The organism is Pelorhabdus rhamnosifermentans (assembly GCF_018835585.1).
Classification (GTDB): Bacteria; Bacillota; Negativicutes; order UMGS1260; family UMGS1260; genus Pelorhabdus; species Pelorhabdus rhamnosifermentans.
Window position 1 is genome coordinate 184,783 of sequence record NZ_JAHGVE010000008.1, and the last position, 25,208, is coordinate 209,990.

The 25,208-nt window shown below is 42.6% G+C and carries 25 protein-coding genes; all 25 read left to right on the forward strand.

Going from position 1 to position 25,208, the window contains the following annotated elements; genetic code table 11:
* Nucleotides 1–13: 13 nt before the first annotated feature.
* The 25 genes from Ga0466249_RS11980 (at nucleotide 14) to Ga0466249_RS12100 (ending at nucleotide 24,896) form a co-directional block, all read left to right on the forward strand.
* Entirely contained in the window at nucleotides 14–994 is a 981-nt protein-coding gene (locus tag Ga0466249_RS11980; protein ID WP_215829687.1) for a YeiH family protein, read from the forward strand.
* Between the two features lie 186 nt (nucleotides 995–1,180).
* Nucleotides 1,181–1,420, forward strand: coding sequence for a TIGR03905 family TSCPD domain-containing protein (locus Ga0466249_RS11985; protein WP_215829688.1), 240 nt, complete (start codon nucleotides 1,181–1,183; stop codon nucleotides 1,418–1,420).
* 38 nt (nucleotides 1,421–1,458) lie between these two features.
* Nucleotides 1,459–1,728, forward strand: a complete 270-nt coding sequence (locus Ga0466249_RS11990) for a metal-sensitive transcriptional regulator (RefSeq protein WP_215829689.1) — start codon at nucleotides 1,459–1,461, stop codon at nucleotides 1,726–1,728.
* Nucleotides 1,729–1,785: 57 nt separating this feature from the next.
* Nucleotides 1,786–2,484, forward strand: coding sequence for a cytochrome c biogenesis CcdA family protein (locus Ga0466249_RS11995; RefSeq protein ID WP_246588675.1), 699 nt, complete (start codon nucleotides 1,786–1,788; stop codon nucleotides 2,482–2,484).
* 20 nt (nucleotides 2,485–2,504) lie between these two features.
* Nucleotides 2,505–3,068 carry a TlpA disulfide reductase family protein gene (locus tag Ga0466249_RS12000; RefSeq protein ID WP_215829691.1) on the forward strand — a complete coding sequence of 188 codons (564 nt, stop codon included), beginning with the start codon at nucleotides 2,505–2,507 and terminating at the stop codon, nucleotides 3,066–3,068.
* 63 nt (nucleotides 3,069–3,131) lie between these two features.
* On the forward strand, nucleotides 3,132–3,497 hold the full coding sequence (locus Ga0466249_RS12005) for a DsrE family protein (RefSeq protein ID WP_215829692.1): 366 nt from the start codon (nucleotides 3,132–3,134) through the stop codon (nucleotides 3,495–3,497).
* A 115-nt stretch (nucleotides 3,498–3,612) separates the two neighbouring features.
* Complete coding sequence (locus Ga0466249_RS12010) at nucleotides 3,613–4,449, forward strand: MBL fold metallo-hydrolase (protein ID WP_215829693.1); 837 nt, start codon at nucleotides 3,613–3,615, stop codon at nucleotides 4,447–4,449.
* A gap of 335 nt (nucleotides 4,450–4,784) precedes the next feature.
* A complete protein-coding gene (locus Ga0466249_RS12015) occupies nucleotides 4,785–5,231 on the forward strand; it encodes a hypothetical protein (RefSeq protein ID WP_215829694.1) in 447 nt (148 codons plus the stop codon).
* Between the two features lie 208 nt (nucleotides 5,232–5,439).
* Entirely contained in the window at nucleotides 5,440–5,901 is a 462-nt protein-coding gene (locus Ga0466249_RS12020) for a MarR family winged helix-turn-helix transcriptional regulator (RefSeq protein WP_215829695.1), read from the forward strand.
* Nucleotides 5,902–5,953: 52 nt separating this feature from the next.
* Nucleotides 5,954–7,150 carry an MFS transporter gene (locus tag Ga0466249_RS12025; protein WP_215829696.1) on the forward strand — a complete coding sequence of 399 codons (1,197 nt, stop codon included), beginning with the start codon at nucleotides 5,954–5,956 and terminating at the stop codon, nucleotides 7,148–7,150.
* 681 nt (nucleotides 7,151–7,831) lie between these two features.
* Nucleotides 7,832–10,429 carry a glycogen/starch/alpha-glucan phosphorylase gene (locus Ga0466249_RS12030; RefSeq protein WP_246588657.1) on the forward strand — a complete coding sequence of 866 codons (2,598 nt, stop codon included), beginning with the start codon at nucleotides 7,832–7,834 and terminating at the stop codon, nucleotides 10,427–10,429.
* Nucleotides 10,430–10,443: 14 nt separating this feature from the next.
* Complete coding sequence (locus tag Ga0466249_RS12035; protein WP_215829697.1) at nucleotides 10,444–13,917, forward strand: bifunctional glycogen debranching protein GlgX/4-alpha-glucanotransferase; 3,474 nt, start codon at nucleotides 10,444–10,446, stop codon at nucleotides 13,915–13,917.
* A complete protein-coding gene (locus tag Ga0466249_RS12040) occupies nucleotides 13,895–14,371 on the forward strand; it encodes a carbohydrate-binding protein (RefSeq protein WP_246588658.1) in 477 nt (158 codons plus the stop codon). The genes Ga0466249_RS12035 and Ga0466249_RS12040 overlap by 23 nt, the downstream gene beginning before the upstream one ends.
* 72 nt (nucleotides 14,372–14,443) lie before the next feature.
* Nucleotides 14,444–15,601 (forward strand): glucose-1-phosphate adenylyltransferase, encoded by a 1,158-nt coding sequence (locus Ga0466249_RS12045; protein ID WP_215829698.1) that lies wholly within the window; start codon nucleotides 14,444–14,446, stop codon nucleotides 15,599–15,601.
* Between the two features lie 196 nt (nucleotides 15,602–15,797).
* On the forward strand, nucleotides 15,798–16,256 hold the full coding sequence (locus tag Ga0466249_RS12050; RefSeq protein ID WP_215829699.1) for a thioesterase family protein: 459 nt from the start codon (nucleotides 15,798–15,800) through the stop codon (nucleotides 16,254–16,256).
* Nucleotides 16,257–16,679: 423 nt separating this feature from the next.
* The gene (locus Ga0466249_RS12055; RefSeq protein WP_215829700.1) at nucleotides 16,680–17,105 is read left to right on the forward strand and encodes a PTS sugar transporter subunit IIA; all 426 of its coding nucleotides are present in this window, start codon (nucleotides 16,680–16,682) and stop codon (nucleotides 17,103–17,105) included.
* Between the two features lie 14 nt (nucleotides 17,106–17,119).
* Entirely contained in the window at nucleotides 17,120–17,614 is a 495-nt protein-coding gene (locus Ga0466249_RS12060) for a PTS sugar transporter subunit IIB (RefSeq protein WP_215829701.1), read from the forward strand.
* 21 nt (nucleotides 17,615–17,635) lie between these two features.
* Nucleotides 17,636–18,481 carry a PTS mannose/fructose/sorbose/N-acetylgalactosamine transporter subunit IIC gene (locus tag Ga0466249_RS12065; RefSeq protein ID WP_215829702.1) on the forward strand — a complete coding sequence of 282 codons (846 nt, stop codon included), beginning with the start codon at nucleotides 17,636–17,638 and terminating at the stop codon, nucleotides 18,479–18,481.
* Between the two features lie 2 nt (nucleotides 18,482–18,483).
* Entirely contained in the window at nucleotides 18,484–19,296 is an 813-nt protein-coding gene (locus Ga0466249_RS12070) for a PTS system mannose/fructose/sorbose family transporter subunit IID (protein ID WP_246588659.1), read from the forward strand.
* Between the two features lie 30 nt (nucleotides 19,297–19,326).
* Nucleotides 19,327–19,614 carry a hypothetical protein gene (locus tag Ga0466249_RS12075; protein ID WP_215829703.1) on the forward strand — a complete coding sequence of 96 codons (288 nt, stop codon included), beginning with the start codon at nucleotides 19,327–19,329 and terminating at the stop codon, nucleotides 19,612–19,614.
* 128 nt (nucleotides 19,615–19,742) lie between these two features.
* Entirely contained in the window at nucleotides 19,743–20,717 is a 975-nt protein-coding gene (locus Ga0466249_RS12080) for a sugar ABC transporter substrate-binding protein (RefSeq protein ID WP_215829704.1), read from the forward strand.
* Complete coding sequence (locus tag Ga0466249_RS12085; RefSeq protein WP_215829705.1) at nucleotides 20,717–22,051, forward strand: sensor histidine kinase; 1,335 nt, start codon at nucleotides 20,717–20,719, stop codon at nucleotides 22,049–22,051. The genes Ga0466249_RS12080 and Ga0466249_RS12085 overlap by 1 nt, the downstream gene beginning before the upstream one ends.
* On the forward strand, nucleotides 22,023–22,700 hold the full coding sequence (locus Ga0466249_RS12090) for a response regulator transcription factor (RefSeq protein ID WP_246588660.1): 678 nt from the start codon (nucleotides 22,023–22,025) through the stop codon (nucleotides 22,698–22,700). Before Ga0466249_RS12085 ends, Ga0466249_RS12090 begins: the two co-directional genes overlap by 29 nt.
* An 11-nt stretch (nucleotides 22,701–22,711) precedes the next feature.
* Entirely contained in the window at nucleotides 22,712–24,031 is a 1,320-nt protein-coding gene (locus tag Ga0466249_RS12095) for an ABC transporter substrate-binding protein (RefSeq protein ID WP_215829706.1), read from the forward strand.
* Nucleotides 24,032–24,080: 49 nt separating this feature from the next.
* Complete coding sequence (locus Ga0466249_RS12100; RefSeq protein ID WP_215829707.1) at nucleotides 24,081–24,896, forward strand: Cof-type HAD-IIB family hydrolase; 816 nt, start codon at nucleotides 24,081–24,083, stop codon at nucleotides 24,894–24,896.
* The last annotated feature ends 312 nt before the right edge of the window (nucleotides 24,897–25,208 follow it).

The window sequence follows — 25,208 nt, forward strand, 5'->3', positions numbered from 1 at the left end:
AGTGATTTTTTTTATGAGCAAACAGTGTATTCCTGGTATTTTATTTTCATTTATTTTTGCCGTTCCGGCTTATTTTTTAGGACAAGTCTATCCTATCATCGGCGGGCCAGTTTTCGGCATTTTACTTGGTATTCTTGCAGCCGGTTTCAAGCGTCCGACTGCTTTTGAGGATGGCATAAGCTTTACCGGTAAAAAAATTTTGCAGTATTCAATTATCCTGTTGGGATTTGAAATGAACCTCTTTCATGTATTGAATATTGGCGCAAAATCATTTTCGGTAATGATCTTTACCTTACTGACTGCTTTTTTTGTGGCTTATTTTGTGGGCAGAATGCTGAAACTTGACGGCAAAACAACTATCCTCATTGGTGCCGGTACTGCCATTTGCGGTGGCTCGGCCATTGCTGCCGTGGCCCCTGTCATTGAGGCCAAGGACAAGGATATTGCCTTTTCCATTTCGACGATTTTTCTCTTTAATGTTATTGCGGTATTTCTTTTTCCGTTTCTTGGTCACCTTTGGGGACTTTCCGATACAGGCTTTGGAATGTGGGCAGGTACGGCAATTAATGATACTTCTTCGGTTGTAGCTGCTGGCTATTCCTACAGTAATGAAGCTGGCAGCTATGCTACGATTGTAAAGCTTACCCGGGCGCTCATGATTGTACCCGTTTGCCTTTTCTTTGCTTTTCTTATGGCACACCAAAAAACGAAAGACAGTTCGCCTCAACTGACAAAAATCTTTCCCTGGTTTATCTTGTGGTTTGTCGTAGCTTCCATTATTAATACAACAGGCATCTTGCCAGTTATCGTTTCACATATCTTAGGCAATGCCGGTAAGTTTGCTATTATCTTAGCAATGAGCGCTATAGGACTTAATACAAATATAAAATCTTTACTCAAAAATGGTTTGCGGCCCATAATTCTTGGCTTGTCATGTTGGTTTGCTGTAGCTTTAGTATCTTTGATTGTCCAACACATTATTGGCCTCGTCTGATGGGCTGATATTCCCATTTAGAATGTACCGATAATTACTCATGCGTAATTTACTGAAAAATAGCTCAATCGATATTACGCATGAATGGTAAAAATTTATGTTGATTTTTTTAGAAAGTTAGGATATATTTTACATATATCCCCCTCCCGGCAGGGGTGGGAATAAAGTGCATTAAGGGGAGAAAAAATGATTATATATAAGCCAAAAGGCGTCTGTTCCAAGGAAATACGATTTGAAATTATAGAAGGCAAAGTCAGAAATCTATCGTTTGTCGGTGGATGTCGTGGAAATTTGCAGGCAATAAGTAAATTGGTTGAGGGAATGCCAGTAGAAGATGTTATTAAGAATTTTGAGGGGAATATCTGTAGGAATAACACATCTTGTACTGATCAGCTTGCTCAGGCATTACGCGAATTTAAAAAATAGTTTTATAAAGGATATACAAGAAATGTGAGGGCTGAATTATGGATAAAGAACAGTCGAAAAAGAGTGTACTGCAACGCTTGGGTACAATAAAGGGACATATTGTAGGAATTGAAAAAATGGTAGAAGAGAATAAGAATTGTGAAGATATTCTTTTCCAATTAAATGCTGTTATGGGCGCTATGAATAAATTAAGTGCCCACATTCTTGAAGGGTGTACCCAAGTGTGTTTGGATGAGGTCAATGATCCTATTTGTCGTCAGAGGATTGAGGTATTGACAAAAACGATGATTACTATGTTAAAGAAATGATCGTTAGAGGATTCTTGCGGCAGATGAGAAGATAAGGGGGATATGTATTTGGAAAACATGACAGTTACTTTTGCTTTCGCAGCAGGAATTCTCTCTTTTTTTTCTCCGTGTATTTTTCCCTTGTTACCAGCTTATGTAGCAAACTTAACGGGTGGACGAATTGATCATGATAAAATCGACGTTTCTCGTGGCTTGTTGCTATTTCGCTCTTTGGGCTTTATTTTGGGTTTTAGTATATTATTTATCTTTATGGGAGCCTCTGCGAGTCTGTTAGGTCAGCTTTTCTTAGAATATAGGGGTTATATAGAAAAAGTTGGTGGCTTCATCATTGTTATTTTTGGTCTTCAAATGGCGGGAATACTGAATCTTTCTTTTCTTTATTATCAAAAGCAGTGGAACTTTCAATATCGACAACAGAAAGACTTTCTCTCGTCTTTTTTGTTAGGAGTTTCATTCGGGGCCGGATGGACGCCTTGTGTTGGTCTGGTATTGTCATCTATTTTATTATTGGCGGGAGCTTCTGATACAGTTTACAATGGTATGTTTTATCTTTTAGTCTATTCTGTAGGATTAGGAATTCCCTTTCTCGCAATTTCCTTCGTACTTACTTATTCTTTGGCAGTATTAAAAAAAATAAATGGCCTATTGAATAAAGTCATTTTATTTAATGCAGGTCTTTTGATTTTCATGGGTTTATTGTTAATGACTGGTCGTTTTCAGGTAGTGAGCGCTTGGTTTTCCAGTATTAGTTTCTAACGTAGAAAGGAAAGATGATATTGAAAAATAAATGGATAATCATTCTATTGCTTGGCGTAGTTGGATTTGGCGTTTATAAAATGACCAGTGACAGTTTCGACCAAACAAAAGCAGAGCCTTCCGTAACCGATAGTTCAGCCAATCAACCTGTAATCGGACTTCAAAAGGGTAATTTGGCACCTGACTTTGAGCTAGTCACTACGGAGGGAAAACATATAAAACTTTCTGAACTGAGAGGAAAAAGATTAATAGTAAATATGTGGGCAACATGGTGTCCGCCATGTAAAGCAGAGGTGCCAGAATTAGAGCGTTTCTATGAAGAACATCACGACGAGGGGATAGAAATACTTGCAGTTGATCTGACAGATTCCGAAAAAAGGCCAGCTGATGTGGCAACGTTTATGAAGGACTACAAGATTACCTATCCAGTAGTTTTGGATGAACGAGGTGAAGTTTCTAAAAAGTATCAAGTAACTTCAATACCGACAACCTATGTAATCAACTCAAAAGGGATAATTCAACAAAAATATGTAGGTGCTTTAAGTTATCAATCTTTAAAAGAAATTTTTGAAAAAATGGATTAGGTTAGCATAGTAGTGGGCGGATTGGGTTTTTTATGATAAACGGTATGACGATTGGAGAAACTTATGAAAAAGTTAAAAGTTTTACTTCACATTGATGATCCTGGTAAGTGGCGGTTAACCTTAACAAATGCCAAAAATCTAATTGAAGATGTGGGTTTAGAGAATGTCGTTTTAGAAATTGTTGCGAATGCTGCAGCAGTACAAATCTTTGATTCCACGAATAAAGACAATGACCAAGAACAGAACGATCTACTGATGCAGATGAAAGAATTGTCAAATCATCATGTTGCAATTGTTGGATGTAGAAATGCTTTGAGAGCAAATTTCATTTCTGAAGAATTGCTACCGGATTTTGTAACAGTCGTTCCGGCGGGAATAACAAGGATTGTAACACAACAAATGGAAGGCTATTCCTATGTGAAACCATGATATTCAGAAGAAACCGGCATGAGGCTGTTCTTGATCCTATTCGCGCGATTTTTTGGATGAAATGGACGGTAAATAGTATGGTTAGTGTATATTAATTATTGAGGAGGTATTATTTATGAAAGTCACTGTTATTATGGATAACACGGTGCCAATCAACTCAAAAATGCCCTTCCGAGGCGAACATGGTTTTTCATTGTTATTAGAACATGAATCAAATAAAATTCTTTTCGATACAGGACAAACAGATGCGGTAATCCATAATTTAAGCTTATTAAAGGTGCATCCATCAGAGATTGACACTGTGGTTTTAAGTCACGGACATTATGATCACACGGGTGGTTTGTTCCATATATTACAGCATGGACGTAAAAGGTATCCGCTTTATGCCCATAGTGATATATTTATGCCGCGTTTTTCTGTGACTCAAGACAGTCGTCATTTTGTCGGAATTCCTTATGTAAAAGATCAGCTGACAACGCTTGGCGTTGATTGGCATCTAAGTAAGGAACCAATAAAAATTGCAACTAACCTTTGGTTCAGTGGTCAAATTCCGCGCACAACCGACTATGAGCTAGGAGATAAAAGGCTTGTCACATGTTGTAATGGTAGTGGTGATTGTCAGGATTCGATACAAGATGATATATCCATGTACTTTATTTCTAACAACGGATTGGTGGTAATCGGTGGTTGTACACACTCTGGTTTAGTAAATACGGTTAATTATGGTTTTCAATTGACCGGGGCAAAGCGCCTACTTGGTTGGATAGGGGGAACTCATCTCGGCCCGGTATCCAGCGGCCAGCAAATAAGGACGTTAGATACACTAGAAAAACTGAAACCGGAATTTATCATGGCAGGTCACTGCACTGGTTTTGCCATGATGGCGGAATTAAATAAACGCTTTGGCAGTCGCTACACTCCTGCATTCGTAGGTGCGAATATAGAATTCTAAGGGGCTTGTCCGTTGAATTTTCGATTTAGTTCATTTTTGATGGGATCTTCATTGCATTTTTGTTTGTGCGGTTTAAATTGCGCAATAGTATATGCTTATTGTTTACGCCGAAAGCTGAAGAATCTTTTAAATAAAGTATTGACTATGGTGCTGTTTTGGTATATTTTATATGTAAATAGTAATTTTAGGTATCGATACAATAGGGTATCAATTAGCCGTCTCAAGATTCGGTTAATTGATACCCTATTGCTTTAAAAATAGTTCGAATTATTAGATCTGTCAGTTCCGGATGATGATTAGGTTCTGGCAGAATCACTAAAAAGGGGGTATAAATCATGATGGATATGCTGGCCGATAAAATCAATCTAGAAGAATTTGAAAAAGATTATCACGATGGAAAAAGTTATCATCGCAGAGCGGAACAGTTTGCACATAAAGGACATCATTTCAGTTTAATATTTAATATAGCTGCTATTGCACTTGAACGCTATCTTGTGGCTTTGTGTGATTTGTACGGTATCATGCCGCAAAACCATAATTATACGTGCCTGATGGATACGTTGGAAGGAATTATCGATTTTCCACCGGCATTAAATGAAGAGATAAGATCTTTGGATTTAATATTTGGTATTTGTTCTCTGGAAAATTATCATCATGGGGCTCCTGAATCATCCGACTCGAAGCGGATTCTTTCTCTGTGTAATGAAGTGCGGCAACTAATTGATCAAATCAGAATTTCATCAATTAGAGCTGCTTTTGAAAATAATCAAGGAGATTTGTGAAGACCTTGGGGAAATGTGACCCGCTAATCAACTGCTATTCCAGCATAAGCCGAATGATTTAGTACCCTAAGTCATTGTATATCTATCTTAACTTAACAAAAATCTTAGGCGCAATCTTAATTAGACTGAGCTTAAGATTTTTGTTTACATGGAAACAAAAATAGGGTATTATAATATTATTTCTAAGTAAACAAAAGGATGGGTTAATATGTATGCGATGCAAATCATAAACTCTCTCATGAAAATCCAGGAACGCTCGAATGTACTTTGGCATGGACAGGAGATTGTTTTTGATGGACTCAACCTGGCGGAAGTACATTGTATTGACTGGATCGGCATGATTGATCATGCAAATGTAACAAAAGTAGCCAACGAGATGGGTATGACGCGGGGAGGCATTAGTAAAATTAGTCAAAAGTTGCTAAACAAAGGATTGATTGAAAGTTATCAGCGACCAGAAAATAACAAAGAAATTTATTATCGGCTGACTAATGATGGACAGCATGTTTATAATGAACACAAAAAGTGCCATAGCAAAGCTAAACAAGAAAAGCTGTCTATTTTGTCAGCTTATAGTGACAAAGAACAGGTCACTATATTGCGTTTTCTTAACGATATTAACCATATGCTTGACAGTAAAATGTCTGAGGAAATATCAAAAGGAGAATAGCGCGGTCTAAAAGGAAAAAGCAAACAAAAAATTATAAAGGACGGTAATTTATTTGAATCGAAAGTATGTTTATTTATTAGCAATAGCACATTTCTCCTGCGATATTGCTACTGGAGCATTACCAGCTATTCTGCCGTTTTTTGTTTCGCAATACGGAATGGATTATAGTTCGGCGGCTGGACTCATGTTTGCTTCTTGCTTTTTGTCGTCAATCGTTCAGCCAGCGTTCGGATGGTTGGCAGACCAAAAGTCGCAAACGTGGTTTATGTCGTTAGGAATCTTACTGTCCGGAGTAGCTATGGGAATGGCGGGCTTATTTAGAAACTATTGGATTATTTTTACGGTCATAACGTTGAGCGGAATTGGGAGTGCCATTTTTCATCCGGAAGCGGCGCGTATGGTTAACAAGGTTTCCGGCAATAACAGAGGAATGGCATTGAGTATCTTCTCAGTTGGCGGTAACAGTGGTTTTGCCATTGGCCCGATGATCGTTGTTGCTTCCATTGCAACGTATAGCATGAAAGGAACGGCAGTATTATGTTTGGTAGCCATTATCATGGCTATAATTTTAATGGTGCTTGTTCCAAAAATGAAAGCAGAAATTGCTCAGGTAACAGCTTTAGGAAACCAAGCTGCCGAAAAAGCTAGTGAGAAAGAAAAGAATGGAAAGAACGACTGGAAAGCATTTGGTCATCTAACCTTATTGATTATTTGCAGTTCAATTGTTATCTGTGGATTAAGAAGTTTTATTCCACTTTATTGGGTAGATGTTCTGGGGCTTTCCGCTGCAGCGGCTGGTTCGGCATTAACATTACTCTTTACTCTCGGGGTGGTGACCACATTGATTGGGGGAATGATGGCAGACAAGTTCGGCTATCTAAAAATTGTTCGGATGAGTTATGTTCTTTTAGCACCAATGGTAGCACTCTTGTCGCAGACGAAGGATCCGATTATAGGGTATTTACTAATGGTACCGATCGGGTTTGCTATGTTTTCGCCATTCAGCTCAGTTATTGTATTGGGGCAAAGTTATTTAGCACGCAGCATTGGTTTTGCTTCTGGTGTCACGATGGGGCTTTCATTTAGCGTTGGAGGTGTGATTGTTCCACTGATTGGCTGGTTTGCTGACAGTCATGGTTTGACGGCCACGATGGAACTTTTGACAGCGTTCGCCGTGTTTGCCGCATTATTTTCATTCTTTTTGCCAACCCCGGAAGGCAAGGAAAAGACAGTGGCGTCAAGTTGTTAATAGCCACTTGGCAGTGCACTAATCTATAAATTTATTTTGAAAGGAATGATTATAGTGGCGAATAAAATTTGTCACAGTATATATTGCGATTATGAACGTAAAATAAACGAAATAATTTATTCTGATAAAGAGTATTATAAAGAATCTTATAAAAGGTCTGATAATGTTATTCTTATAGTCGGTACATTTATTACAGCTTTGGTATTTATCGGAACTGGACTTTACTTTTAATTACTAAATAACAATAGAACCCGTGCTTAGCATATCATATAAGCTAAGCATAGGTTCCGAGGGAACAACCTTCAGAAGTATTTTTCCTGCTGATGTTCATCCCCAACATAGTAGTGACAGGGAATAAAAACAGGGGGGCAGGCACAGCTAACAAATGATTCATAATAGGGAAACAGCTATTTGTCTAGTTACAGACAAATAGCTGTTTTTGTTTTGAAGTAAGATTAGCAAGGCACTGCGAGTAATAGTTTTGTAGATTCGCAGTAGCGGTTATTACCTTTAGCATCAAAAGATGAATTAAAAAACATAAATTGAGAAGTTGCTGAACAAAATAGTACGGCAGGGAGGAGAGCTATAAAGACAAGCTTATGAACTGATTAAGTATAAATATCGGCGGGACAATTATCAGTTGTTATATAGTAAATTATGTTTAGAAACAGGAGGAAACAAATGATGTCTAACAGCAAAGAATTGTCTAGCAAGACAGTTACTGAAACGGAGAGCGTAGCTATAACTTTTGGCGATGAAGTGGAATTGAGCGATCATGATGCCAAGGAAGGCTTAAAGGCAAATTTTTTAGCTAGATTAAATAGTTTGCATGGAAAAGCATTAGCTGAGTCTTCTGATTGGGAAACGTATAGCGCGTTAGCCAGCGTCGTGCGGGACTACATCAGTAAAGATTGGATTGCTACTAAAAAATATTATGCCGATAATAATGTTAAACAGGTGTATTATTTTTCAATAGAATTTTTGTTGGGACGACTATTAGAGTCTAATCTTTTAAATCTCGGAATTCAGGGTGTTTGCCATGATGCATTAGATGAGTTGGGGGTAAACTGGGCTCAATTAGAAGCACAAGAAGAAGATGCGGGTCTTGGTAATGGTGGACTTGGACGTTTAGCTGCCTGCTACCTTGATTCCATGGCCTCTGAACATATTGCGGGGCACGGTTGCGGAATACGTTACAGCTATGGACTTTTTGAACAAAATATTGTCAACGGTTATCAACAGGAGTATCCGGACAATTGGTTAAAAAATGGCTATTCATGGGAATACCGGCGACCGGGCGAAGCAGTAGAGGTTAAGTTTGGTGGCAATGTACGGATGCGATTGAATGGTAAGACGGATTATATTTATGAAAATTATGAATCCATCATGGCAGTTCCTTATGATGTACCGATCGTTGGTTACCATAACCATATTGTTAATACTCTGAGGCTGTGGAGTGCAGAAGAAAGACTAAAAGATTTAGTATGCCCAGTGCGGGGAGATTGTCAGCAAACCATTGAATCCATTCATACCGTACAGAAGATCTCTAATGTTCTTTACCCTGATGATAGTTCTTATGAAGGCCAACTTCTCAGACTCAAGCAAGAGTACTTTCTGGTGTCAGCAGGTCTGCAAAGCATTGTCCGTAATTATAAAGCGGCAAATCCCGATATAAGGCAATTTTCTAATAAAGCGGCAATCCATATTAATGACACGCATCCGGCACTGGCTGTTCCTGAATTGATGAGGATATTGATGGATGAAGAGAGACTCGGATGGGATGAATCCTGGGATATTGTTACAAAAACAATATCTTATACTAACCATACGATCCTGCCGGAGGCACTGGAAAAATGGCCGGTACAAATGTTGAAAACTTTGTTGCCGCGTATTTTTATGATTATAAATGAAATCAATGAGCGGTATTGTAAGGCGCTGTGGGAAAAATATCCTGGCGAATGGAATCACATTCATCGTATGGCAGTTCTTGCTGATGAAAAAGTTCATATGGCCCATCTGGCAATTGTCGGAAGTCATAGTGTAAATGGGGTAGCGAAACTTCATACCAGAATTCTCAAAGAGCAGGTTATGGGGGATTTTTATCAATTCTATCCCGATAAATTTCGAAATATAACGAATGGCGTTACGCATCGGCGTTGGCTTATCTTGAATAATCCAGAACTGACGAAACTGCTGAACGACACGATTGGGCCACGCTGGATAGAATACCCCTGTGATATGGTACGGCTAATGAAATATGCTGATGATGCCGGTTTCCAGCACGATGTTGCCAAAGTGAAACTTCAGAAGAAATTGGTATTGGCTCAACACATTAAAAATAGATATGGCATAGCAGTTGATGTGGATTCAATTTTTGATGTGCACGTAAAACGTATTCATTCCTATAAGCGGCAGATTATGAATGTGCTGCATATCATGAATTTATACAACAGGCTAAAAGAAGTTCCATCGCTTGATATTGTGCCACGTACCTTTATTTTTGGCGGAAAGGCCGCTGCAGGCTACTTTGAGGCTAAATGCACGATTAAGTTGATTCATGCCCTGGCTGACGTGATAAACAATGATAAAAGCATTTGTGACAAAATGAAAGTAGTATTTATTGAAAACTATAATGTTTCATTAGCTGAACGGATTATTCCTGCGGCAGATGTCAGTGAACAGATTCCTACTGCCAGTCGTGAGGCCTGCGGAACAGGAAATATGAAATTTATGATGAGCGGCGCTGTTACCATTGGGACACTGGACGGAGCTAATATAGAAATTCGTGATGTCGTGGGCAATGACAATATCATTATTTTCGGACTGACCGCTCAGGAAGTACTGGATTATTACAACCATGGCGGCTATTGTTCATGGGATATCTATAATAGTGATCGCAGGGTAAAAACCGTTATGGAACAGCTTATTAACGGCTTTTTACCGGTGGGACGGGAAGAATTTCGAGTATTATATGAGTCCTTACTGCAACACAATGACCAATACTTTGTTCTCAAAGATTTCGCCGCTTATGTTGATGCTCAGAAGTTACTCGAAAGCCGGTATCGGGATCATAAAATGTGGTCAAAAATGTGTATAGCTAATATTGCACATTCAGGTAGATTTGCCGGAGATCGGGTATTTGCTGAATATGCTATGAAGATTTGGAAAGTACGGCCGAATGTTCCTGTCCGCTGCGATTGTTCGGAAGACGAATTTACTAGTTCTTATCATACGGGATGCAAGCGTCTAAGTCAGTTAAGCGGCATGTTATTGCAATAGGCCAAGGGAGTGAGATGATCATTGTGAAACAAGCTTTGATTTTCCATAATTCGCAGGAAATAGCTTTTCGCAGCCCCTTTGGGGCTGTTTCTTGTAAACAAAAGATATTGTTGAAGTTGAGGGTTGAATCAGAAAAAGTGCCTGAGACTGTGCTGTTGAGAATTTGGCAGGATGGTGTTGGCGAAACCATTACAACTATGGAGCAGATGCAAGTCAATGGTGATTGTCGGACATATCAGGTTCAAATCTCAGCTCCAAGTAATTCAGGAGTTTTATGGTATTATTTTATGGTGACATTAGAGGGTATACAGCGTTACTATGGCAATAATGCCGCTATTTTAGGCGGAATCGGACAAATCTATGATGCTCCACCACCTTCTTACCAGATTACAGTATTTAAAAAGGGTCTGAACACGCCAAATTGGTTTAAAGAAGCGGTTATGTATCAAATTTTTCCTGATAGATTTTATAATGGTGAGCCTGACGGCAAAATTCTTAATCCTAAGAAAGGCAGTGTGATCCATAGCGATTGGGGAAATACTCCATATTATATTAGGGATGTGGATACTAAGCGGATCGTGTCTTATGATTTTTTTGGCGGTAATCTTCGGGGCGTTATGGCCAAACTTTCCTATCTTAAGGAACTGGGTATTAGCGTTATTTATTTTAATCCGATTTTTGAAGCAGCCAGTAACCACCGTTATGATACGGGTGATTATAAAAAAATTGATCCGATGCTGGGCGATAACCAACTGTTTGCCGAGTTGTGTGCGAAGGCTAGAAAGTTAGGTATTACAGTGATCCTTGATGGTGTATTTAGTCATACCGGCAGTGATAGTGTGTATTTTAACCGGGAGGGACGCTATCTGGGGACAGGTGCTTACCAGTCTCCAGATTCCCCTTATTATAAATGGTATCGGTTTATTGATTATCCTAACGTTTATGAATCTTGGTGGGGAATTGATACTCTTCCGAATGTCGAAGAAACGGAACCTTCCTATGTAGATTTTATCATCGAAGGCGAAGACAGTGTGGTAAAATATTGGCTTAAGCAAGGTACTAAAGGCTGGCGTCTCGATGTGGTGGATGAGCTTCCTGAGCAATTTGTAAAAAAACTGTATAAGACTTTAAAAGCTGCTGACCCCGAAGCTGTTCTCATCGGTGAAGTGTGGGAAGACGCTTCACGTAAAACTAGTTACGGACAATTGCGTCAGTATTTGCAGGGCGAAGAGTTGGACTCGGTAATGAATTATCCATTGCGGAAAGCGTTGTTGGACTTTGTGTTGGGCTATGTTGATGCTCAATATACTCATCAAGTTCTGATGAGTATGTGTGAAAATTATCCTAAAGAAATTTTTTATGCACTGATGAATTTTTTAGGAACTCATGATGTTCCACGGGTGCTTACATTGTTAGGTGAAGCTCCACCAGATAGTGAATTATCAATTGCCGAGCAGGCCCAATATCGGCTGAGTGCTAAGCAGAAAGAACTAGCTATAGCGCGACTGAAAATGCTAGTGTTATGGCAGATGACGTTTCCAGGTGTGCCCTGTATTTATTATGGCGATGAGGCTGGAGTCGAAGGATATATAGATCCTTTTAATCGCGGAACCTATCCTTGGGATCATGAGGATGGAGATTTGCAGGCCTGGTATAGACAAATTATTGGCTATCGGAACAAATATGACGCTTTACGGACTGGTCAATGGATTATTATAAAAGCTGAGGCTGATGTATATGCTTATGTTCGCCGAATTGTTGGTGGGCGAGATGTATTTGGACAAATCAAGGCTGATAATACGTTTTTAGTAGCTTTTAACCGCAATAAAAACCAAGCGTTAACAGTAGAACTGGATGTTCGCCCGTGGTGCCGAGGGTCTATGATAGATGTTTTGAATAAGGATGTCAATATTTCCGTCAAAAGTGGAAAAATAGTTATCACGTTACAGCCCTTGGAAGGAAAGCTGTTGTTGCAGGTGGAAAAATCTGCTTTTAAGCGGGAATGCGGCGTGCTGCTCCATCCTACATCTCTGCCTTCTCAATACGGTATAGGTGATTTAGGTGAAGAAGCTTATGATTTTATTAATTTTCTTCATGAAGGAAAACAAAAAAATTGGCAGATTCTTCCGCTGAATCCAGTAGGATTTGGCGAATCTCCTTATCAGTGCTTGTCGGCTTTTGCTGGCAATCATTATTTGATCTCGTTGGACAGGCTTGTCAAAGATGGACTGTTGTCGGCGATGGAAGTCAAAGCTCATCCAATATTTGATCAGGATAAGGTGAATTTTGATAAGGTAAAAATCTTTAAAGAAGAACTGCTGCGACGAGCTTTTTGTATTTTCGGGAAGCAGGAACCGCCAGCTATATACGGAAAATTTGTAAAAGAAAACAGTAGTTGGCTCGATAATTATGCTCTGTTTATGACACTTAAACAGTATTTTGGTGGTCGGCCGTGGAATTTATGGCCCAAAGATATTGCCTCCAGGGTGAAGGAAGCAGTTGAATATTACCAAAAGTTGTTGGCACCAGAAATTAACTATCACCGATTTTTGCAATACGTCTTTTTTACACAATGGTCGAAACTTAAACATCACGCTAAAATCAAAAAGGTAAAAATTATTGGTGATTTGCCTATTTTTGTTTCGTATGACAGCAGCGACGTTTGGTCTAATCCAGAACTTTTTGAACTGGATGAAGAACGGCTGCCAGTCAAGGTAGCGGGAGTACCCCCAGACTATTTCAGTGCAAACGGCCAATTGTGGGGAAATCCTCATTATCGCTGGGATAGAATGGCGCAAAACGATTATAAATGGTGGCGGGAAAGGTTTAGTATTCTAATAAATTTGGTAGATGTTATTCGTATTGACCATTTCCGTGGCTTCGAGTCTTATTGGGAGATATCGCAGGGAGAAACTACGGCTGTAAACGGACGGTGGGTCAAGGGGCCGGGGGCCAGCTTTTTTACCGTTATGCAGAAATACTTGGGTGAACTTCCGATTATAAGCGAAGATTTGGGCATCATTACGCCAGAGGTAGATGATCTGAAAAATGAGTTCTATTTTCCTGGCATGAAAGTGTTACATTTTGCTTTTAACAGGGACGAGGCAGGCGAATGTATGCCGCTTATGTGTGAAAAAAATACCGCCATTTATACCGGCACCCATGATAATGATACGACCGTAGGTTGGTATAAATACGTTTTGACTGCCGCGCCTTGTGTGGCTGAGTGCGTAAATAAGCTACTGCAGTTTGAGGATGGTCAGACATCTGGTGAACTGTGCTGGAAACTAATTGAAATGGCTTATGCGAGTAATGCCAATACGGTCATTATTCCCATGCAGGATATTCTCTGCCTGGGTGGTGAGGCTCGCATGAATTTTCCCGGCACAATAGGTGATGCAAACTGGGCATGGCGTTGCCGAAAAGCTACCCTAACCGACAAGCTAGCCGGACAGCTTGCTGAGCTTGCGACAAGATATAACAGGTAACTATCCGCAAGTCAATCCCAGTTTGATCGTATTGAATTATTTAAAATTAAAAGTGGCAAAATTAGTAATGGTTCTTTTAGGTATCTTAAAAAAAAGAACTAGGCACAATAAGAATATTATGAAAGGAGGAATTTTTATGTTCAAGGCTGCGAGTAAAAAATATTTATCCAATGGTGTTATTGTTAAACCCAGTAATCCTGAAAAATATCAGAATGTGACCATTGTTTACAATGGATTACTAGCTCAGAGTGGGGCTTGTGAGGTATACGCACATGTCGGTTTCGGTAAACATTGGCAAGGCAGCCGGGACATTAAAATGATTCGCACTTCTTCTGGTTTTGAAGCAACAATTCAAGCGGCAAATGCGGATTCTTTGAATGTTGCTTTTAAAGATCCAATTAATAATTGGGATAATAATTCCTGTATGAATTATAGCTTTAATATCAAAAATTAGTAATAAATAATCGTCGAAAAGGCATGAATTATCATGTCTTTTCAATCATTTTAAGCTATTCTGGGGTGAAATATGACTAAGAAAGAATGCCTTTCTATAATCTTGGCAGGTGGCCAAGGGACTCGTCTAGCGGCACTGACAACCCAAATTGCTAAGCCAGCCATACCATTTGGCGGCAGATATCGTCTAATTGACTTTACTTTGAGCAACTGTTATAACTCAGGTATTGATACTGTCGGTGTGCTGACTTCCAGCTGTCCGTTTAAGCTGGATAATCAAATTAGTACAGGACGGCAACCTGAACTGTATTGTACCCCTTGTACGATACACACACTTCCGCCTATTGACGGAAGCGATTTATATGATGGTACAGCTAACGCTGTATACAAGAACATAGACTTTATTGAACGGTTTTCTCCAGAATATGTTCTTATCCTATCTGGAGATCACATCTATAGAATGGACTATAATCTGCTTCTGAGTTACCACAAGAGTAAGGGAGCTGTTGCAACTATTGCCACTGTTAAGGTTCCATGGGCTGAAGTATCGCGGTTTGGGATTTTAGGGACCCATTCCAATGGTGCCATCGAAGATTTTACTGAGAAACCTACTTTTCCCAGAAATAATACTGCTTCAATGGGGGTTTATATATTTTCCTGGTCTAAATTAAAATATTATCTAAAAATGGATCAGGAAAATTCAAGTTCTAGTCATGACTTTGGGAAGAATATTATTCCCGCTATGATTGCTCATGAGGAAGCAATGTTTGCTTATCCTTTCAATGGCTATTGGAAGGATGTAGGAACAGTGGCTAGTTTGTATGAAGCACATATGGACCTGCTATCAGATCCACCCGGTTTTGACATTGAGGATATGACGTGGCCCATATATTCCACCTTACCACTCATAACGGCGAGTATTGATCATTCAAAGCGATCACTGATTAGTGACGGGTCTTCTATTTTGGGACAAATAGATGGCTCTATTATATTTGCCGATTCGTACATCGGTAAAAGGGCTAAAGTTAAAAATTCAGTGATCATGCCAGGAGCGTACATCGGCATTGACGCATATATTGAAAATGCTATTATTGGGCCAGCAGCCATTGTGGAAAATGGCTGTACTGTGTATGGCGATTTGAACCAATCATTACCTATTGCTATTGTTGGCGAGAAAGCCGTCGTATCCGTGAAAAAGGACAATTGCATTGTAAATCAAAATTGCAGATGAAAACTGCAATCTATATGGAGATTATCACAGCATTTATTTAAATGGAAGTATTCGAGTCATGAGCACACGTAATGTGTTTCTAACCGGTTCTAGTATACCTTTTGGCATACTACACAAAATAAGAAAAGTAAATAATTCAAATTTAAAAAGGGAGGTAACCAGATGATAGAGCTTGAATCTCTGTTAACGACAGGGAATGTACAAAGTTAAACAGAGAAATGTAGAACAGCGTGATACCGGAGCGAGTGTTGGTTCGGGAGCCTTGCCTGATCTGCTGGCTGCACCAGCATTTGCCGCAATGATGATGGATGCTGCAGTTGACACTGTTGAGGATTATCTTCCGAAGGGATTCGTTAGTGTCGGACATAAAATGGAATTTACGCATACAGTGCCCACTGTAATTGGCATGAATGTACAAGTCAGAGCCACTCTGGCAGATGTGCGTGGAGACCGGATGATCTTTAATATCGTGGCCTATGATGAACACGGTGAAATAGGCTACGGCAAACACGAGCGGGTGGTTGTAAATCGTGACAAACTGATTCAACGCGCATATGAACGCGCTGGAGGACAAATGCCTCATCTGCTCTTGAGCAAGGATCGCCACCTTCAAGATTACCTATCCTCAAGCCATAATTCGGGCGGCCCCGCATAGAATAACAATAGACATGAACCATATTGGGCTATGCGAACAGATTAAATGGCGGATTTCGATAAGAAAGATAACCGAGTAAAATATTCAAATTTAAACAATTTTATTGAACAAGACCACCGATTTATTCTGACAAGTCAAGCCAATGTTTGGATTTGATAGTTTTGAAACTGCTAGGAAAGCATTGAATTGAAATTATGTATACAAGAAAGGGCAGATTGAAGAAATTCAATCTGCCCTTTCTGTGGTTGTTTTGATAACAGAATAAAATGACATTCGTACTCAAAAGGTGACGAATGTCATTGAAATTGGTGACAATGTTCAGCTGCTTTTTTTTTACGTTATGGTAAAATCTTAATTGTCGGAATATTATAAAGCGTTTCGAAATATGGAAATTATAGTTATTATTTCTAAAGGAGGAAAGCGATGTTTTATGTAATTCTGGTCAGCCATGGCGAGTTTGCGCCGGGGCTGCATACGGCTGTGAAAATGATTGCCGGTGATCGCGAGAATGTATTGTCTGTAAGTCTTAAAGACGGCATGGATGCCGATACATATGCGGCAGCTTTTACGAAGCTCAGCGCGAAAATCACGCTGGAGGACCGCATCGTATTATTGGCGGATATCATCGGCGGTTCGCCGCTCACGACGGCGATGAATGTTTTGGCAAGCCAAGGCCTCTTGCCGGTGACGCAGGCCTTTGGCGGCATGAATCTGCCGATGGCGCTTACGGTGGTACTGAGCGGGGAGGCCTTTGATCCGTCTGTGTGCAAAGGAACGGTACTCGCTGAAGCGAAGGACGCAATTCAGGAGTTCGAACTTGTAACAGATGAAGACGAAGATGACATCTGAGGAGGAAGAATAATATGTCGATTACATTTGTCAGAGTAGATGACCGCATGATCCATGGTCAGACTTGTACGCGTTGGGCGCTCGAATATCCGTGCGACGGATTGGTTGCTGTTAATGATGCGGCAGCAACCAATCCGGTACTGAAAGCTGCGTATAAGAACGCTGCGGGCAAGAAGACTTTTGTTTGGTCGATGGTAGATTGGCAGAAAAAATGTCAGAAGGTTATCGAAAGCGATACGCGCTATTTCCTGATTACGAAGAACCCGATTGATATGAAAAGGATCCTGGTCGATCAGAAATTTGATCCAGGCATCAAGACAATTATTATCGGTCCATGCAACGATCGTCCGGGTGCAGTCCAGCTTGGCAGCAACCAGTCAATCACGCAGGCGGAAGCTGAGGCATTGGAAGCCATCATGCAGGCTGGTTATGAAGTTGAATTCGCCCTCATCAAGGAAAAAGCCATTGGCAACTGGAAAAAATTCCGCGGCCAATTTGGTTTTAATTAAAAAGAAAGTGAGTGATCAGTCATGGAAATCAATGCAATTCAAGCCGCCTTGTTGGGCCTCTGTGCGTGCTTGTCGAGTATGCCGGGTCTTGGCGGAACCACGTTTGGTAACTATACGCTCGGTCGTCCTTTGGTCGCAGGTCTTATCGTAGGTCTTATTTTAGGCGATGTTCGTTCTGGTATTATTATTGGTGCTGCGATCCAGATCATCTATATTGCGCTCGTGACGCCGGGCGGCACGGTTTCAGCCGATGTCCGCGCCGTCAGCTATATCGGTATTCCGCTTGCCATCTGTGCAGTTAAGGGGATGGGGCTTGATCCGGCAACGCCACAGGCACAGGCGATGGCGGCCGCACTTGGTGCAGCCGTTGGTACGCTCGGTACGGTGCTGTTCTATAGTACGGCGACGACGAATCTCATTTGGCAGCATATTGGCTGGAAGGCTGTCGAAAAAGGTGATTTCGGTAAGCTGTATCTGGTAGATATGGGGCTTCCCTGGATTTCGCATGTCATTTTCTCGTTTCTTCCAACGTTTGTCATCACGATGGCTGGTGCGGGTATGGTCGATGTCATGAAAGCTTATCTGCCGATGAGCGGCATTGCGATGAAGACGCTTTTCACGGTCGGCAGCTTGCTTCCAGCAGTAGGTGTTGCGATCCTTTTGAAACAGGTTGTAAAAAAACCACTCGATTTCATCACGTTTTTCTTTGGATTCACGCTTGCGGCCTGCATGGGCCTCAATCTCATTGCATCGGCGATTATCGGCTCATTTTTTGCGATTATCAATTATAAGGTCATCATGGTGCAGAACCAACGTGCTGCGGCACCGGCAGGAGCAGCAGATGACGATGATGAGGAGGATATCTGATCATGAAGAAACTATCGAAAAAGACGCTGAATAAATCGTTCTTATCATGGTTTTATGGAAATCTAACCTGCTTTTCTCAGGAACATATGCAGACGTTCGGCTATCTGTGTGCGATGCTACCAGTCGTCGAAGAGCTCTATGATACGAAGGAACAGCAAAAAGATGCGATGCAGACCTATACGGCTTTCTTTAATACGGAACCTCAAATCGGCGCTCTTGTTGTCGGTATGACGGCAGGTCTTGAAGAAGCCAAAGCCAATGGACAGCCAATCGACGGCGAGGCCATCAATGGTATTCGCGCTGGTCTTATGGGTCCGCTCGCCGGCATCGGCGATTCGATGATTGTCGGGACGCTCATCCCGATTCTTCTCGGTATCGGACTCGGACTTTCGGGCGACGGCAATCCACTCGGGGCGATTTTCTACATTGTTGTTTGGAACGTTTTGATGTGGTTCGGCATGCGGTATGCATATTTTAAAGGCTATGATCTTGGCGGTAAAGCCGTTGAAGTTCTCGTCGGCGAACAGGCACAGGCCATTCGTGATTCGATCATCATGATCGGTACGATTGTCATCGGTGCAGTTGCCGCTTCCTGGATCAACATCAATACTTCGCTTGTTTTGCCGGGGGGCGGAGAGTTGCAGAAAACCTTGAACGGCATTTATCCGAAGATGCTTTCGGGACTTGCAGTTGTCTTCTGTTGGTGGCTCATGACGAAGAAGAACATCTCACCGACGATGGTCATGCTGTTGCTCGTTATTGTCGCTTTTGTCGGTGTTTTGATTGGATTCTTTGATCCGGGCTTGTCTTATTAAAAACGCGGATTTTCGCACGGGAGGATGTCTATGGAGGCGGAAAAACAGGATGCGCTGCTACGGGAAGCAACGCTGCAGCTCAAGATGGTAAAGAATCTTGAGTGCTGGTTTCGGCTGCTGATCGCAATGTCTGGGATCGGAATCGTTCTGGTCTGGTGGAGTTTTCAGACATCGCCGGGAAAGATTGTGTCAGGTATTAGCGGCGGCGTGGTCGCAACGGCCGCCTTTGTAGCAGCACTGCTTGTGCGTAGGGGTATCGTGAACGGTCGCAAAAATGTCGCAAAGATTTTAGGGTTGGTTGAAAAGGGAAAACAATAAATACCGGGGATGTTGTCGGATCGTGTATCGGACAGCATCTCTTTTCTTTGGTTCTATCCGGAGTGCCTTTCCAGTCAGAAAAGTAGTATAATTTTAGCAAAGTGTTGTTGCAGGATGCGAGGTGAATCATGTTAGAGAAATGCAAAAAAAGGTTGCTTTTATTGCTGCTTTTGCTACTCGTCGGCGGAGTGCTGGCGTTCCTGACAGACAGGTTTTTAGCGCAGGATTATTCGATGCGTCAGAATGAACATCGAATAAAATTTGGTGCGGTCTATATGACACTTAATAATCCGTTTTATGAAATCATTGATGAAGAAATCCGGGCGGTGGTCGAAAATCATGGCGATATTCTGATTTCACGTGATCCGGCACTGAGCGTTTCGCGTCAAGCGGAGGAGATCCAGGCGCTTATCGACAGTGGGATTGATGTTTTATTCCTGAATGCTGTGGATTGGCAGAAAATCGGTCCGGCACTTGAGATCGCCTATAAGGCACATGTCCCCGTCATTGTGATCGATACGAATGTGGAAGATGATAAGCTTGTAGCCTGTACAATTGTTTCGGATAATTATTTGGCAGGGGTCGAATGCGCTGAACATTTGGCGGCAAATGCCCCCGGGGGAAACATTGTTTTGCTCAAGCATTCGGAAGCGAAATCTGCGGTAGACCGCATTCAGGGATTTACGGACACGATACAAAAATATCCTTCGTTCAACATCATTGATGCGGCGGAGTGCAAAGGCCAGCTGGAACTCGCTATGCCGGCAATGGAACAGCTTTTGGCAAAACATAGGGATATCGATATTGTCATGGCACTCAACGATCCGGCGGCGATGGGCGCTATGGCGGCACTCAAGAATGCGGGGCAACTCCAAAACGTACGTGTTTATGGTGTCGACGGGGCACCGGAGACGAAGGAAATGATCGCGGATGGGCACATGACAGCAACCGCGCTGCAGTCACCACGGGTTATGGGACGTATCGCTGCGGCACGGGCGTATGAGATATTGGCTGGAATCCATGGCGATAAACTCATAAAATTGCCGACAGATCTTTTGACACGGGAAAATGTATTTCGCTATAACATCGCGGGGTGGGACTGATGACAGCAGCGAAGAACAGACAAACTATATCCGGTATCCATTATTTCATGTATAGCTTTAATGGGCTTGTGATTTTTCTTTTGGCCGGTTTTATGAGTGTTACGCAGGCAAAGATTAACCTTTCCCTGGCGGCCCGATCGTTTCTTGATCCGTTGTCCGTTGTGCCATGGCCGGCGCAGAAAATTTTCTGCTTGGCCGTCCTCTCTTTTTTAGGGCTCCTGGGAATGAGCTTTCTATACCGTCAGGACAGTCTCAAGGAATCTCTTTGGAAATATCTGATTCTATTCCTGGAGATCTTTTTTTGTGTGGTGGTCATGCGCAGCATCAATATGGCTTATGACGGTGTAGTACTCATGGTTGTGGCTGATCTCGTGCATGGCTATCAGGGCAAGAATCAGCGGGTACTGTTGATGTTCGCGATGCTGGGATTGTATTTGATCGCCAATTATAATCTGGCGGCTCTGCAGATGAAGATGGTACCGATTGAAGCGTATATTTCGTATTATAATCCGGCGGTACAAGGCGTACTGAAGGCTGCCTGCAATATTTTTACTTCGTTCAATTTGATTATTTTCGTCATGTATATGATCATGCTCGTTCAGAGCCAACAGAAGGAAAAAGAACGGATAAAGTCGCTCAATGCTCAGCTTAATGCTGCCAACGAACAGCTCAGAGTCTATGCAATCGAAGTTGAGCGCATGGCGGAGACTCGGGAAAGGAACCGTCTGGCTCGCGAGATTCACGATACGCTCGGTCACGCACTGACCGGTATTGCGGCCGGGCTTGATGCCTGTCTGGCAACGATTGATGCAGCACCGGATTTCACGAAGAGGCAGCTGCAGAAAATCGGTGATACGGCACGTCATGGCATTACGGATGTGCGGCGTTCGGTGAAAAAGCTGCGCCCGGATGGTTTGGAAAAGCTTTCTCTCAAAGCGGCGTTGCAGCAGATGGTGGAGGATTTTTCGGCCGCCAGCGGCATGCGTATTGAACTGATGGGGACCGGCTGGCCGGAGCATTTGCGGGAGGACGAAGAGGAGGTCATTTACCGCGTGGTGCAGGAGGGCATAACGAATGCTAACCGGCATGGCCATGCGGCGAAGATCAGAATCGCGATTACCTGTGAGGAGAACGGACTGCAGATTCTGCTGGAGGATAATGGGATCGGCTGTAGCAATGTCCAGCCGGGGTTCGGTTTGCGGCATATGCAGGAACGGCTGGCGCTGTTAAAAGGAACATTGCAATGCGAAGGGGAAAACGGCTTTATCATAAAGGCGTCGATTCCCATGAGCAGGAAGGAAAGTTATGATGATAAAAGTGTTGATTGCAGATGATCAGGAACTCATCCGTGAGAGCCTGGAGATTGTTTTGAATATGAATCCGGACATGGAGGTCATCGGCGTGGCCGAAAATGGCGCGGAAGTTCTGCAGTTCTTAAAGAAACAGCAGCCCGATGTGATCCTGATGGACGTACGCATGCCGGAGATTGATGGTGTGCAGTGCACGAATCTTATCAAGGAAAAATATCCGAAGATCAAGATCATTATTTTGACGACCTTCGATGACGATGAGTATGTCTACAATGCCTTAAAGTATGGAGCGAGCGGCTATCTGCTGAAAGGCGTATCGGTGACGGAACTTTCAAATGCCATTCGGGCTGTTGTGAGCGGTGGCGCGATGATCAATCCGAACATCATCACGAAAGTTGTGAAGCTTTTTTCCGAGATGGCTCAGAACAATTTTGCCGTAAAAGTCGAGGAACGCGGCGTGGAGGAACTCACGCGCACGGAACGAAAAGCCGTCTGCCAGGTCGGGCGGGGCTTGTCGAACCGGGAAATCGCGGGCAAGCTTAATCTGTCGGAAGGCACGGTGCGTAACAATTTAAGTACGGCGCTCAGCAAACTCAATCTGCGTGACCGCACCCAGCTGGCGATTTGGGCGGTGCAGACCGGCATGGTGCAAAAGAGCGAGCCGGAAGAATAGGCGGGAGCAGAATGATTGTTCAGCAAAAAAAGTGGAAAATAGTATTTGCTGCCGTTGCGCTTTTGCTGTCTGGGTTTGCGGTGAATTATGCTTTATGTCTCCGGCAGGCACCGAAGGTCATTCGTGTCGGTGTTTTTGCCGGTAGTAACTGGAATGTGCCGGCGGGGGATTCTTACGCGATCGTGGATACAGCCATCAAGAGTTTTGAGGCCGAACATCCAGACGTCAAGGTGACATATGTGAGCGGCATCAAAAAAGAAGATTATGCCGAATGGCTGGCCGAGCAGGTTCTGGACGGCAAAGAACCGGATGTGTTCTTTGTACTCGCCGATGATTTTAATCTCTATGCTTCGACTGGTGTCTTGAAAGAGCTGGACCCGCTTGAAGTGGGCGATGATTCTTTTTCTAGCGACGATTATTATCAGGCGGCGCTGACCTATGGGCAATATGCAAGAAAACAATATGCCTTGCCGTTTGAAAGCGATCCGACGCTGATGTTTGTCAACAAGACGCTGCTCGAACGTGAAGGCATACCGATGCCGGACAACAATTGGACTTGGCAGGATTTTTTATCCATTTGCCGCAAGGTTACGAAAGATACGGATGGGGACGGCATTATTGATCAATTTGGTTTTTATGATTATAACTGGCAGCAAGCAGTTGTCACCAATGGGCTGGAACTTTTCCGCAGCGACGGAAATTTTTCGAATTTTGCCGATAGCCGCATGGAAGAAGCCGTAAAATTTATGATGGAGCTTAACGCTGTCAATCATGGCTATAACGTGACGGCTAAAGATTTTGATATGGGAAAAGTCGCGTTCCGTCCATTCACCTTCGCCGAGTACCGCACGTATAAGCCGTATCCTTGGCGGATCAAGAAATATGCGGCTTTTGAATGGGATTGCATCAAACTGCCGGCTGGGCCGTCCGGTAAAAACACCTCAGAGCTTAATACGATGCTCATCGGCATGAGTGCCCGTACAGCGCATCAAGATCTGGCTTGGGCATTTTTAAAGAAGCTCTCTTATGATGAAGAGATCCAACAACTGGTCCTGAGCGATTCCCAGGGGCTTCCTGTACGTCGGGAAGTGATCGGTTCTGAGCGTACTCGGCAGATTTTGATGAAGGATGCACCCGGGGATGAAAAAATTGATGTATCGATCATCAGCGAAGTTATGAGCGATGCGACTGTGCCGCCGAAGTTCCGCAAATATGCTTCGGCGATGATGCGGGCGGACAATGAATTGCGTAAAATCATCAACAATGTCGAACCATTCAACAATGCGCTGAACAAATTACAAAAAGAAATCAATGCATATCTGCAGTATTGATTTTCGGGTAGATATCGTTTGAAAAAATAACAGATGGAGGCAGGAACTTATGTCCTATAAAGCGATTTTTTCAGATATTGATGGAACTTTTTTAACCACGCAGCATGAAGTGCTGCCGACTACGGCAGCGGCGGTAAAACAGCTGACAGAGGAGGGGATTCCCTTTGTGCTGGTATCTGCCCGTATGCCGGCTGCAATCCAGCACATCCTAAAAAGCATCGGTATAAGGATTCCCCTGATCAGCTACAGCGGTGCGCTGGTTTTGTTGGCGGACGGGCGCGAGGTCTATAGCAAAAGAATGCCTGCTGAAGAAACAGCATGCATCCTGGGGCAAATAGAGACCCGCTGGCCGCAGGCGGTTGTTAATTATTATGCGGGAGATACCTGGTATGTACGTGAGACTGGCGATCCCCATGTGCAGCGGGAGATTGCGATCACGCAGGCGATGCCGAGAGAAGCTGAGTTCATCTCGCTGTTGACGCAGGGGCAGCTGCCGCATAAGCTTCTGTGCATGTGCGAACCGACTGTTTGCGAGGCAATGGAGCGTGAACTGCAGGTGGCATTTCCTTTGCTCCATGTGGTGCGCTCCAGCCCGATTTTGCTTGAAATCATAGAGGCTTCGATTTCCAAAGCGAACGGCATCCGCGTGTTGCTCGATGATTTCGGCCTGCGGCCTCAGGAAATTATTGCTTTCGGCGACAACTATAATGACGTCGATATGCTGGAGTATGCCGGTCTTGGCGTGGCGATGGGCAATGCACCGCAAGAAATAAAGGAAGCCGCGGATGAGACCACGGCTTCCAATGACGAGGACGGTATAGCAAAGTTCCTGAAGAACGTCGGTCTGCTGCGAAATCTTCACTAAAGACGTTCATGTAGACCACAAAACAGGAATAATTTATGACTTCAAAAATATTGGCATAGATAAAAGAGTGTGTTATACTACGTATGTAGGATATTTATTGGCTGATCAGTAAACTGAAGGCTGAGGAAACTGCTTATGTGGTTCCCTTAGTCTTTTATTTTTTCTTTAGACAGAGAAATAGATAACCTAAGGCTTAAAAGCAAACGTTCTATGAATGAAAGACGTGTGTGAACAATAGTATTAAAAAAGTCATTACAAGTTCAAATTTTTATCGTCGGGAATAAGTTAATTACGAAAGGTAGGAGAAATATG